This is a genomic window from Coprococcus sp. AF16-22 (assembly GCF_003461545.1).
GTDB lineage: Bacteria > Bacillota > Clostridia > Lachnospirales > Lachnospiraceae > Coprococcus > Coprococcus aceti.
In genome coordinates, this window is sequence record NZ_QTXH01000005.1 from 47,223 (window position 1) to 60,088 (window position 12,866).

The 12,866-nt window shown below is 46.3% G+C and carries 8 protein-coding genes; 1 reads left to right on the top strand and 7 read right to left on the bottom strand.

The window, feature by feature from the left end:
• Nucleotides 1-14: 14 nt before the first annotated feature.
• The 6 genes from glpK to DWW60_RS07370 all read right to left on the bottom strand — a co-directional run bounded on the left by glpK (nucleotide 15) and on the right by DWW60_RS07370 (nucleotide 9,549).
• Complete coding sequence (gene glpK / locus DWW60_RS07345; RefSeq protein WP_117551172.1) at nucleotides 15-1,502, bottom strand: glycerol kinase GlpK; 1,488 nt, start codon at nucleotides 1,500-1,502, stop codon at nucleotides 15-17.
• 336 nt (nucleotides 1,503-1,838) lie between these two features.
• Nucleotides 1,839-4,625 carry a translation factor GTPase family protein gene (locus tag DWW60_RS07350; RefSeq protein WP_117874823.1) on the bottom strand — a complete coding sequence of 929 codons (2,787 nt, stop codon included), beginning with the start codon at nucleotides 4,623-4,625 and terminating at the stop codon, nucleotides 1,839-1,841.
• Nucleotides 4,626-4,759: 134 nt separating this feature from the next.
• The gene (locus DWW60_RS07355) at nucleotides 4,760-5,794 is read right to left on the bottom strand and encodes a lysylphosphatidylglycerol synthase transmembrane domain-containing protein (RefSeq protein ID WP_117874825.1); all 1,035 of its coding nucleotides are present in this window, start codon (nucleotides 5,792-5,794) and stop codon (nucleotides 4,760-4,762) included.
• Nucleotides 5,795-5,943: 149 nt separating this feature from the next.
• Complete coding sequence (locus DWW60_RS07360; protein WP_117874827.1) at nucleotides 5,944-6,990, bottom strand: Fic family protein; 1,047 nt, start codon at nucleotides 6,988-6,990, stop codon at nucleotides 5,944-5,946.
• A 224-nt stretch (nucleotides 6,991-7,214) separates the two neighbouring features.
• The gene (cysK, locus tag DWW60_RS07365; protein ID WP_117874828.1) at nucleotides 7,215-8,144 is read right to left on the bottom strand and encodes a cysteine synthase A; all 930 of its coding nucleotides are present in this window, start codon (nucleotides 8,142-8,144) and stop codon (nucleotides 7,215-7,217) included.
• Nucleotides 8,145-8,238: 94 nt separating this feature from the next.
• Nucleotides 8,239-9,549 carry an O-acetylhomoserine aminocarboxypropyltransferase/cysteine synthase family protein gene (locus DWW60_RS07370; RefSeq protein ID WP_015534026.1) on the bottom strand — a complete coding sequence of 437 codons (1,311 nt, stop codon included), beginning with the start codon at nucleotides 9,547-9,549 and terminating at the stop codon, nucleotides 8,239-8,241.
• A 504-nt stretch (nucleotides 9,550-10,053) separates the two neighbouring features.
• On the opposite strand from DWW60_RS07370, the gene DWW60_RS07375 reads away from it, so the two are divergent.
• Complete coding sequence (locus DWW60_RS07375; protein ID WP_015534027.1) at nucleotides 10,054-10,488, top strand: RrF2 family transcriptional regulator; 435 nt, start codon at nucleotides 10,054-10,056, stop codon at nucleotides 10,486-10,488.
• A 336-nt stretch (nucleotides 10,489-10,824) separates the two neighbouring features.
• On the opposite strand, the gene thrS is transcribed toward DWW60_RS07375, so the two are convergent.
• The gene (thrS, locus tag DWW60_RS07380; RefSeq protein ID WP_022216928.1) at nucleotides 10,825-12,588 is read right to left on the bottom strand and encodes a threonine--tRNA ligase; all 1,764 of its coding nucleotides are present in this window, start codon (nucleotides 12,586-12,588) and stop codon (nucleotides 10,825-10,827) included.
• Nucleotides 12,589-12,866 lie beyond the last annotated feature (278 nt).

Here is a 12,866-nt window from a genome sequence, read left to right on the forward strand (position 1 = left end):
ATATATTTTTATATTCACCTTGTCACTCTCGTTCTCTCCACAGCATCCTTCCAGCCTGCAAGGAGCTTCTCCCTCTTATCCTCAGTTATCCCCGGCTTAAATCTTCTGTCGGCCTTCCAGTAGCCCTTGATCTCATCCAGACTGTCATAGTAGCCAACCGCAAGTCCAGCCAGATATGCAGCTCCCAGAGCTGTTGTCTCCGTGATCACAGGCCGCACTATCTCGGCATTCTCTATATCTGCCTGGAACTGCATCAGGAAGTTGTTGGCACTTGCACCACCGTCCACTCGAAGGCTTGTGATTGAAAGTCCTGCATCCATCTCCATAGCCGCAAGAACATCCGATGTCTCATATGCCAGTGATTCAACTGTCGCCCTGACAAAGTGCGCCTTATTTGTTCCCCTTGTGAGGCCGAACACTGCCCCTCTGGCGTACGCATCCCAGTAAGGAGCGCCAAGGCCAGTAAACGCAGGTACCACATATACACCATTACTGTCCGGCACCGACAGAGCAATGCGCTCAGTATCCGCCGCACTGTCTATGAGCTTCATCTCATCCCTGAGCCACTTGATGGCTGCTCCAGCCACAAACACACTTCCCTCAAGCGCATAGCTGACTTTTCCGTCAAGTCCTATGGCTATGGTGGTGAGAAGTCCCTGCTGCGAGTCAACTGCCTTATCCCCCGTATTCATGAGGAGGAAACAACCTGTTCCGTAGGTGTTCTTCACATCACCGGCCTCAAAGCAGCACTGTCCGAACAGCGCGGCCTGCTGATCTCCGGCAACTCCCGCTATAGGCACCTCACCGCCAAATATCTCTCTGTCCGTGTATCCGTATATCTCACTGGAATTTCTCACTGCCGGAAGCATGCTCTCCGGTATGTTGAACTTTGCAAGCAATTCCCTGTCCCACTCCAGTGTATGAATGTTGAATAGCATGGTACGCGATGCGTTTGTGTAGTCCGTTGCATGGACTCTTCCGCCTGTGAGCTTGTATATAAGCCATGTGTCAACAGTTCCGAACATCAGCTCCCCTGCCTCTGCGCGTTCCCTGGCTCCCGGCACATTGTCAAGTATCCACTCTATCTTCGTTGCAGAGAAATACGGATCTACTATCAGTCCCGTTTTCTCTCTTATCACCTTGTCATATCCTTCAGCCTTAAGCTGCTCTATCCTGTCCGCAGTTCTCCTGCACTGCCACACTATGGCATGATACACCGGATTGCCGGTCTTTCGATCCCACACTATGGTTGTCTCTCTCTGGTTGGTGATTCCTATGGCGGCTATGTCCTCGGTGCGGATTCCCATGGTCTCCCTCGCCTCCATCATCACCGACATCTGGGTTGCCCATATCTCCATTGGGTCATGCTCCACCCAGCCGTTATTCGGGAAATGCTGGGTGAACTCCTTCTGTTTCACTGAGCATATCCTGCCTTCCTTATCAAATATTATCGCCCTTGAGCTGGTCGTTCCCTGATCCAGCGCCATTATATAATCTGCCAAATTGCCCTCCTATTAACACGGACGCTCGGTTCTAGTGTTTTGCAACCAAACTGATGGGTATGCCTTCTCAGGGGACGCTCCCGCTCGTTTCGCCCTGCAGCGGTACTAAGATGCTGCTTAGCGCACCATCTAAGGACCGGCGGGCTCAAATGCCCCTGCGAAGGCATACCCATCAGCTTGGTTTATATACACTGTTAAGCCTCGCTGTTCTCCGTAATTATGTATGGTTCGTCGGGCATTTTTGCCCTGACAAACCTTTTTTCCTTCTTTCTTTTAAGTATCTATCAAATAAGCCAGAATCAAATAGTTCAGCTTAATTGTTTTGATCAAATTTTCTCAATCGTTTTTCAGATAGTTCTCTCTCAAATGTTCGTTCACCCTCTCAACCTCTGCCTTGAAGTCCCGTGAGGACATGCGGATCGCGCCCTGTCCCATGGTGACTATCTGCTCCAGTCCGTCCGATGTGACCACAGTGACCTTGTGCTTTCTCGCAAGCTCATGTGTGAGCTTTTCTATATGCGCATCCGCGGTCTCACCCTCCTTGGTGTACACCACCTCTATATCATCATAAGGGAATCTCTCGCCCTTGTTGTCCTTCACCTTGTAGCCGTCAAATACCACTATTAACTTACAGTTCATATATCCCTGATAGTTTGACAGTATGTCCATGAGCTTACCTCTGGCGGAGTCTATGTTGTGCTCCGACAGTTCCCGAAGTGTATCCCACGCAAATATGACGTTGTAGCCATCCACTATGACATAGTCCTCGCCACTCTTTCTGCGCTTGAATGCTCCAGGCGTGGCTATACCTCTATCAGCGGGTCTGCTGCCCACAAACGGTCCATTTCCGGGCTGCCTGTCTCTCGACTGACTTCTATTGTACCGTGCACCGCCTCGATATTCAGACTGGACCGAGGTCCCTGCGGCACCAGCAGACATACCGTTTCCGGCTGTGCCATCACTTCCTCTGCCGGAAGTTCCATTTACCTTATATTCAGATGTAGTTCTCCTGAATCTTCCGTTCAGTGCCACATCCTTATCCTTGTAATCTCCGCCAAATGTCCTTGCAAATATCTCGCTGAGTTCCTCGTCCGTGATAGACATATCCGACACGCTCTTTCCCGGCCTGTTCACAGGAATATCCGTAACATCACCATCCTCTGTATACCCCAGCTGACCTGAGATCTCAAATCCCGGATCCTCCTTCACATGCATGTTCTCATACACATCGTACCAGTCAACCAGATAACCTGCACCGTGAGCGCAGAATACCGATGATGATGGATTAAACCTGTCAAGCTCAGGATCATAATGTCTCTCAGCCAGAACCTCTTCGGTGTTGTGGCACGGCTGATAGCCGTCTATATCCACCTGAAGCCTGCCTGTACCTCTGGAAAATGCTGTGAGTTCACTGTAATACTCTCTCATGGTATATACCGGGGCATGTCCCGTGATGACTGTCGTCTCACCGGATATCTCCTGACCATCCATAGTTCCGCTCATCTTCACTATGTCTGCAAGAACCCTTCCGGCATACTCCTGTGGTACCTCTATTTTAAATGCATACACAGGTTCCAGCAAGACACTTTCCGCCATCATAAGGCCCTGTCTCACCGCCCTGTATGTCGCCTGTCTGAAATCTCCACCCTCAGTGTGCTTCTGATGTGCGCGCCCCGCAGTGATGCTTATCTTCATATCCGTGATCGGGGATCCCGTAAGCACTCCCCTGAACTCACGCTCCTGAAGATGGGTGAGTATCAGTCTCTGCCAGTTCTTATCCAGTACATCCTCGCTGCAAATGCTGTCAAAGCACATTCCACTTCCATTCTCCATAGGTTCAAGCAACAAATGTACCTCTGCGTAGTGCCTGAGCGGTTCAAAATGTCCTACACCCATGACTGGAGCCGCGATCGTCTCCTTGTATGATATCCTGCCCTGTCCGTATGTGATGGCAATTCCAAACCTGTCTCTTACCATCTGAGCCACTACCTCAAGCTGTACCTGCCCCATGACCTTGATGTATATCTCTCCTGCGGTCTCATTCCACTGCACCTGGAGCTGGGGATCCTCTTCCTCAAGCAGTCTGAGCTTTGACACCATCGTGACCGCATCCACATCAGTCGGGTACATGACATTATAGCTGAGAACCGGCTCCAGACTTGGAAGCTCTCCATCCGGGCAGGCACCGATTCCCTGTCTGCCGTAGGTATTCACCAGTCCCGGAACAGCACATACACAGCCCGCAGTGACATGATCCACCATGTCATACTTTGCACCGGAGTATACCCTTATCTGGTTGACCTTCTCATGGCTATCCTCCCCCTGACTGTTTCTGAGCGTCAGCACATCCTTGAGCTTCAACACTCCTCCAGTGACCTTCATGTAGGTAAGTCTCTCGCCCTTATCGTCACGTCCTATCTTGAACACTCTGGCGCCAAATTCTTCCCCGCGCACAGGTTCCACTACATATCTGTTCATGCCGTCAAGAAGCTCTGACACGCCCTCATTCTTGAGTGCAGAGCCAAAGTAACATGGGAACAGCTTTCTGCCCGCAATGGCATTTACCACGTCCTGTTCATCATTTGCCCCAGTCTCAAGGAAATGTTCAAGCATGGCCTCATCGCACATGGCGATCTGCTCTCCTGAATCTTCACATAAAAAATCGACACAGCCATCACTCAGTCTGTGTCTGATATTGTCCATGAGATACTCCCTGTCATACCCCGTCATGTCCATCTTATTTACAAATATAAATACAGGAATCTCATATCTCTCAAGCAGTTTCCACAGCGTCTCCGTGTGGCTCTGCACTCCGTCCATGCCATTGATGACCAGAACTGCATAATCGAGGACCTGAAGAGTCCTTTCCATCTCCGTTCCGAAATCCACATGTCCTGGAGTGTCAAGCAGTGCTATATGCATATCAGCATATGCAAGCTCCGCCTGCTTGGAAAATATCGTGATCCCCCTGTCCTTTTCCTGACTGTCCATATCTAGATATGTATCCTGATGATCCACCCGCCCAAGCTTTCTTATCTGTCCTGCCTGATAGAGCATCGCCTCCGACAGGGTGGTCTTACCCGAATCAACGTGGGCCAGTATGCCCGCGACTATGTTCTTCATATGTATCTTTTTCCCTTCACCAGCCGATATATATCACCTGCCACGCATCTTGCTGACCATTGATATATATCGGTTCTTTATAAACTCATTTAACGGTTCAGCTATGAGTCTGTATCCGCCATACTATCGCCATACTAGATTCCCTGTTTTTCATTCTGCGCCGCCTTATATCTCTTGAACCTCTTGAAGAATATGGCTGTAAATGCACCTATGATAAAAGGGAACATGAATGTGGCAAATCTATAGAGAAGTGCCATGGCTCCGGCTGCAGCAGAACCAACAAGTCCCGAATAGATTGCTGTCATAACAAGCTCACTTGATCCGATTCCTCCCGGCATAGGAATGACTGCCGCCAGCATGACACTCATGGCTGTTATACCTATTGACGTGACAATATTCATATCACACAAGTTGTGACACACTATATAAGGTATGGCAAACCAGCACGCGAACTTGCATATATCAAGCAGCATGACTACCACTATAAGCCACGGTTTCTTAAGTACAACCCTGGTGGCATCCTCCATCATAGCTGTCTGCCCACTTAAACTGTCAATCTGCTTTGCAAATCGTCCTTTAAACAAAGCATCAGCTTTTTCAAGAAGCCATCTGAGGAATCTGTGAAACGGCGGCCAGCACGCAAAGAGCACTATCGCCATCGTTATGAGTATGGTCGCTATAACGCCGAGGACAACATATGAACTGTATTTGCCAAATACTCCAAGCATATATTCTCTGTTCGCAAGAAACAATGCCACCGCCATAACACATATGGTCATCTTGTGTATCGCATAATCAATAGAGTACAGACCAAGAGCTTTCGACGGCTGTATTCTGCAGTGTTTCATGAACAATGTGGATGCCACTATGGTACCGCTCCCAAGCGTTGACACCCTGTAAAATGACACAAAATACGTCATAATATTTGCATCGAAAAATGTCATATTGTTCTCCACCTGTCGCATGAGGATAAACGTTATGCAGCTCTCTATCACTCCGTATAAAAGCGTCGCTCCGAGAATAGCTGCCACGACCACAGGACTTGTCTTTACAAGCTGCGACATTATAGGGCCTGCCATGTCACGGAACACATATATGATAAGTCCGACCAGCACCAGCACACACAACCATTTTATAAGTGTTTTCTGTCTATCTGATAGTTTTTTCATAGTCTTATATCCCTTTTCCCCTAATATCAATTCATTCAGATCAGTCTTATCCCAATCTGCCCACCATCTCAAATGCACCGGCAATTAGCGGCTGATCTCATGTTTCGTACAATAGATTAACAAGCTAAAGTGAAAAAAACAAGCATTTGTTATTTCATTCTGACATAATAGGTAGACTTGCCTGTACCGCCTCTGCCTATATCGCCCTCTTTTACGAGTTTTCTGAGTGCTCCCTCTACCGAACTGATGCTGAGAGACGGACAAAGTTCCATTATATCCTGCTTTGTAAACTTTCCTATTTTCAGCAGTATTGCTTTTCGCACCATCTCAATCGCCGGCAACTTTTCCTCTACGATTTCAAAGCGCTCCTCAAAATCCTTATAAGCAGCCAGTATTGTCCCAAGGAGATATTTTATAAACGGGATCACGTCCTCTGTGCCCCCGTGCCAGCCTGCCTGGGCTTTCCCAAGCGACTTATAATATAACTCCTTATTCCCCGCTATCTTTGCCTCAAGAGAAATATACTTTCCAACATAGAATCCACTTCTATATAGCAGAAGCGTTGTGAGCAGTCTGCTCATTCTGCCATTGCCATCATTAAACGGGTGTATGCACAGAAAATCATGTATGAAAACAGGAATGACGATCAGCGGCTCCACCTCGAAATTACCGATCACCCTGTTGTATTCCCCACATATCCTGTCCAGCGCTTCCGGTGTCTCAAATGGAGCCATCGGCGTGAACAGGACTTCCGTTTGCCCATCAGGATAAGTTGCGCTGATATAATTCTGCACCGTCTTTGTTCTTCCTGCAAATGGGTTATTCATATGACTGTACAACATCTTATGCAGCTGAAGTATATAATTCTGAGTTATAGGTATTGCATCAAAGCTTTCATGTATAACCCCCAGCACATCCCTGTAACCTGCTATCTCTTCCTCGGCTCTGTTCTTCGGTGTGGTCTTCTCCTCAACCAACTGCTTTATTCTTGTATTTGTTGTGACTATACCCTCTATAGCATTGGACGCCTCCGTGCTCTGGATCTTTGCTATCTCCACAAGCTTATCCAGTTCATCTGGACGCTGTCTTAAATACAGTTCCTGTTTACCTGCATATCTATATATTGCAGCTATGAGTCCAAGCACTTCAGAATCCCATTTTTCTTCTTTTATTTTACTGTAATTAAAAGTTCTCATTCCCTTAATTTACTCCTTTTCCCTTAAATATTAGCACATTTTAAGGGAAAGTCAACCCGATTAAGGGCATTTCCCCTCAAAGTTCTATCAGTTTTAAGGTTATCCAATTGTATACTATTTATGCAGCTAATTAAGGGTACTTTCAAAAAAAGCCATCACATCAAAACACGATGTGGTGGCTTTTTCATATAAATTCTATATCACAGCAATTACTATCTATCCATTTAGCCGAATAACGGAGTTGAGTAATATCTGTCTCCACTGTCTGGAAGAAGAACTACGATGTTCTTGCCTGCATACTCAGGGCGCTCTGCGATCTGCTTTGCTGCAAAGTAAGCTGCACCTGATGAGATTCCTACGAGGATTCCCTCTGCTGATGCGATCTCCTTTGCTGCTGCAAATGCGTCATCATTCTCAACGGCGATGATCTCGTCATATACCTTTGTATTCAGAGTGTCAGGAACAAATCCTGCACCGATTCCCTGTATCTTGTGTGCTCCTGAAACGCCCTTTGAGAGGACTGGTGATGTGGCAGGCTCAACAGCGATGACCTTTACATCTGGATTCTTCTCCTTCAGATACTCGCCAACGCCTGTGATAGTTCCACCTGTTCCGATACCGGCTACAAATACATCTACCTTGCCGTCTGTGTCCTCCCAGATCTCAGGACCAGTTGTAAGTCTGTGTGCCTTTGGATTGGATGGATTTACGAACTGTCCAGCTACAAAGCTGCCAGGGATCTCCTTTGAAAGCTCATCAGCCTTTGCGATGGCTCCCTTCATTCCCTTTGTTCCATCTGTGAGAACTATCTCAGCACCATATGCCTTGATGATGTTACGTCTCTCAACGCTCATGGTCTCAGGCATAACGATGATCGCCTTGTAACCCTTGGCTGTTGCTATGGATGCAAGACCGATACCTGTGTTGCCTGATGTAGGTTCGATGATGGTTGCGCCCGGCTTAAGTGTGCCATCCTTCTCCGCATCCTCGATCATCTGGAATGCGATCCTGTCCTTTACACTTCCTGCTGGGTTGAAATACTCAAGCTTTGCAAGGATATTTGCCTTGAGATTATCCTTCTTCTCTATGTTTGAAAGCTCCAGAAGTGGAGTCTTACCTATAAGCTCTGCTGCGCTCTTATAAATATTGCTCATTGTATAAAACCTCTCTTTCTAACTGCAAAATTTTAATATATGATTTGCGGTGCGAAAACCAAGTATATCTGTCGCAAGCCGCACCGCAAATATATTACTCCTGAATTGCCTTGAATGCCTCGTCAAGATCCTCGATGATATCGTCTATGTTCTCAGTACCTATTGAAAGTCTGATCGTGTTCTGCTTGATTCCCTGATCGATAAGCTCAGCCTCGTTCAGCTCTGAGTGAGTTGTTGATGCCGGGTGGATAGCCAGCGACTTAACATCAGCGACATTTGCAAGAAGTGAGAATATCTCCAGGTTGTCGATGAACTTCTTGGCTGTCTCTGCGTCACCCTTGATCTCAAATGTGAATATCGAACCACCGCCGTTAGGGAAGTACTTCTTGTACAGTCTCTGCTGCTCAGGATCTGTGGATACTGAAGGGTGATTTACCTTCTCAACAAGCGGATGGTTGTTCAGGTACTCAACTACCTTGAGTGCATTTGATACATGTCTCTCAACACGGAGTGACAGTGTCTCAAGTCCCTGAAGGAATATCCATGAGTGTATTGGTGAGATCGTAGCACCTGTGTCACGGAGGAGGATAGCTCTGATCCTTGTGACAAATGCTGCAGGACCTGCTGCGTCTACAAAGCTTACACCGTGGTAGCTCTCATTTGGCTCAGTGAGCTGTGGGAACTTGCCTGATGCCTTCCAGTCGAAGTTACCGCTGTCGATGATGACGCCACCGATAGTTGTTCCGTGTCCACCGATAAACTTTGTTGCTGAGTGAACTACGATGTCAGCGCCGTACTCGATAGGTCTTACGAGATATGGTGTTGCAAATGTGCTGTCGATCACAAGTGGAATCTTGTGTGCGTGAGCGATATTTGCAATTGTCTCGATATCTGAAACCTCTGAGTTAGGATTTCCAAGAACCTCGATGTAGAGGGCCTTTGTGTTCTCCTGAATAGCATCCTCAAATGCCTGTGGATCAAGTGGATCAACGAATGTTGTATCTACATTGTAATCCTTGAGTGTATGTGCAAGGAGATTATATGTTCCGCCGTAGATATTCTTTGCTGCTACGATGTGGTCTCCTGCAAGTGCAAGGTTCTGAATTGTATATGTAACTGCCGCTGCACCTGAGCCAACTGCCAATGCTGCAACGCCACCCTCGAGGGCTGCGATTCTTCTCTCAAATACATCCTCTGTTGGATTTGTAAGTCTTCCGTAGATGTTGCCGGCATCCTTGAGTGCAAATCTGTCAGCTGCATGCTGTGAGTTGTGGAATACGAATGATGATGTCTGGTAGATTGGTACCGCTCTTGCATCTGTAACCGGGTCTGCTGTCTCCTGTCCTACGTGTAACTGTAATGTCTCAAACTTTAAATTTCTCTCTGCTCTTGTCTTCTTTGCCATGATCTTATTCTCCTTAAATTCAAATATTTTATCTGTCATGCGCACCTGCCCATTCATCTTGTCATGTATATGAGCTCATGTGGCATTATACTCTTCTTTATTATTCTCTGTCTATTATGTATGATCTGTTATTTATATCTGTGTCATGATTATTTGTTCTGTGTTCGCTTTAACAGCAGCAACACATGACTTCTATGAAACACATTCGTCTGTCTTCGTTAAGGTACTGTGGTTTAAATGTACTTCCCAGCATATCAACACCTCTTTCTCAATTTTCGTCTTTGAAATTTGACTTGATCGTATCATTTCTGTGATTATTTTTACTTTTCACATAATTCCTACTCGGAAACTATGAATTAAGCATAGCTGTATATTACAGCCTAATTCCCACTTTGTCAATAGGTTTTTTATGAATTATCTTGATTGTTTTTTTTCAGATGTTATAATAGACGTGTAAATGATGTGAAATCATCAGTAAATACAGGCATTTGGGAGGTTTATATTATGAAAGTATCCACAAAAGGGCGTTACGCTCTGCGTTTTCTTATAAATATAGCATCGAGGACAGACGGCAAGCCAGTGAGCATCAAGGATGTTGCCGCACAGGAGGAAATATCCGAGAAATACCTTGAACAGATCACTTCTGTGCTGAACTCCGGCGGGCTGGTGAAGAGCACCAGAGGTCCACAGGGAGGTTATCTTCTCCGAAAAGCCCCTGAAGACATAACAGTTGGAATGGTTTTAAGGCTCACTGAGGGCGGCATATCTCCTGTTGCGTGCCTTGATGCAGATGAATTCCAGTGCGAACGCGAGGCAAGATGCTCCACCATAGGTCTTTGGCGCAGACTGGACAAAGCGATCCGGGACGTGGTAGACACCACCACCATCGCTGACCTTGTGGCAGAAAGACCTGAGGCGGCAGATAACTATTGCATTTAAATCATATTTGCCCTATCAAAGCATAAAAGCATGTATATATGATTTCCAGCAGGGCAGCTGGGATTCATATATACATGCTTTTGTTATATTTTTATATTTTTGACTTCAAAATCCGTACAACTTTCTCAACATACAGCTTTACACCATTCCCAGGGAACACATCTTCCGGCATCTCAAATCCGTGTTCCTCACGGTACATATAATACCTGTTATCTATTTATTCACCATATTTTTCACAGAGATCATATACCTCCCTCAAATTATGCATTTATTTACAAAATAATACCCTGTCCTTGCGGACAGGGTAAGTGAACCTGTGGTGTAAAATTTTCGCTCTTACTTGTGAGCCATTGTCTTGATCTCTGTGTCGATCTTCTGTACGAACTCGTCAAGTGGAAGAACTGTTGTGTCAGCCTCACCGTGGAGTCTGTATGATACTGTTCCGTTCTCAGCCTCGTTGAATCCGATTACGAGAAGGTATGGAACCTTCTGAACCTGACCCTCACGCATACGATAACCAAGCTTCTCTGCTCTGTCATCAAGCTCTACACGAACGTCGATGGCATCAAGGGCATCAACAACCTTGTGAGCATAAGCCATAAGATCCTCGTTGTCTGTCTTTACAGGCATAACTCTTACCTGTACAGGTGCAAGCCATGTTGGAAGATTGCCCTTTGTCTCCTCAAGGATGTAAGCCATGAATCTGTCGAGAGATCCAAGGATAGCTCTGTGGAGAACTACAGGTGTCTTCTTCTCGCCGTCCTTGTCGATATACTTCAGATCGAACTTAGCTGGCAGACAGAAGTCGAGCTGACATGTCGAGAGTGTATACTCATTTCCTACGGCCGGCTTAACATTTACATCAAGCTTTGGTCCGTAGAATGCAGCCTCACCGATCTCCTCTGTGTAATCGATTCCTATATCATCAAGAACTTTTCTAAGTGCATTCTCTGCTTTGTTCCACATCTCATCGTCATCGTGATACTTTACCTTGTCCTCTGGGTCACGGAGTGACAGTACGCATCTGTAATCTGTGATTCCGAAATCCTTGTATGTGTCAAATATGAGCTTAACAACTCCTGCAAACTCTTCCTCGATCTGGTCTGGTGTCACAAATATATGTGAATCGTTCTGACAGAAGTGTCTTCCTCTCTCAATACCCTTGAGTGTACCACTTGCCTCAAATCTGAAGTCGTGTGCGATCTCAGCGATCCTGATAGGAAGATCCTTATATGAGTGCATCTTGTTTGCATATATCATCATGTGGTGCGGGCAGTTCATTGGACGAAGTACAAATGACTCTCCCTCCATCTCCATTGCCGGGAACATGTTGTCCTTGTAGTGATCCCAGTGACCTGATGTCTTGTAGAGGTTTACTGTACCTACACAAGGTGTCATAACGTGGAGGTAGCCAAGCTTTCTCTCCTTGCGCTTGATGTAGTTCTCAAGCTCCTGCCATACTGTATATCCCTTTGGAAGGAACATTGGAAGTCCACGTCCTACAAGGTCATCGACCATGAAGAGCTGCATGTCCTTGCCGATCTTTCTGTGGTCTCTCTCCTTTGCCTCCTCAAGTAACTGAAGATGCTCCTCAAGCTCCTCCTTTGTAGGGAAGCACACACCATATATTCTCTGAAGAACCTTGTTCTTGCTGTCGCCCTTCCAGTAAGCTCCTGAATGTCTGATGAGCTTAAAGTTACGGCAAAGCTTTACATTGTCTACGTGAGGTCCACGGCAGAGGTCTGTGAAATCACCCTGCTCATAGCATGTGATTGTTCCATCCTCAAGTCCATTTATAAGATCGAGCTTGTACTCGTCATCCTTGAACATCTCAAGAGCTTCTTCCTTGGATATCTCCTTGCGGATGATCTTCTTGCCGCTCTTGGCAACCTTCTTCATCTCTTTCTCGATGGCTGCGAGATCTTCCTCGCCTCTGATAACGTCATCGCCGAGATCTACATCGTAGTAGAATCCTTCTGCAACTACCGGTCCTACCCAGAACTTTGCCTGTGGGTACAGATGCTTGATAGCCTGTGCCATAAGATGTGCACAGGAATGATTCAGTGTCTTAAGCTGTTCGTCTTCTTTGAAATTAACCATGTCAGTTCTCCTTCTTACTTCTTATAAAGTGAAAATAAATTGCATGTAACAACTAAAAAAGCACCCTTAGATATAATCTATCTAAGGGTGCGTATGCACGTTTCCACCTTAACTTTTAACTCAATTATGCCTTTAACGCAGCTACGCGGTGACGCTTATATCGCGCACGGCTCGGGAGTGGTCTTCATGTGATATATCATAAGCTGCTCCCACCATATGTTCTGGCTCACGTCTGATTCATATCTGAGTCCGATTCACATATGCAGCTCTCTCTGGAT

Excerpts from the sequence above, each read along its gene's own strand:
- DWW60_RS07350 (WP_117874823.1), bottom strand. The coding sequence starts at position 4,625 with ATGAAGAACATAGTCGCGGGCATACTGGCCCACGTTGATTCGGGTAAG.
- DWW60_RS07355 (WP_117874825.1), bottom strand. The coding sequence starts at position 5,794 with ATGAAAAAACTATCAGATAGACAGAAAACACTTATAAAATGGTTGTGT.
- DWW60_RS07360 (WP_117874827.1), bottom strand. The coding sequence starts at position 6,990 with ATGAGAACTTTTAATTACAGTAAAATAAAAGAAGAAAAATGGGATTCT.
- cysK (WP_117874828.1), bottom strand. The coding sequence starts at position 8,144 with ATGAGCAATATTTATAAGAGCGCAGCAGAGCTTATAGGTAAGACTCCA.
- DWW60_RS07370 (WP_015534026.1), bottom strand. The coding sequence starts at position 9,549 with ATGGCAAAGAAGACAAGAGCAGAGAGAAATTTAAAGTTTGAGACATTA.
- DWW60_RS07375 (WP_015534027.1), top strand. The coding sequence starts at position 10,054 with ATGAAAGTATCCACAAAAGGGCGTTACGCTCTGCGTTTTCTTATAAAT.
- thrS (WP_022216928.1), bottom strand. The coding sequence starts at position 12,588 with ATGGTTAATTTCAAAGAAGACGAACAGCTTAAGACACTGAATCATTCC.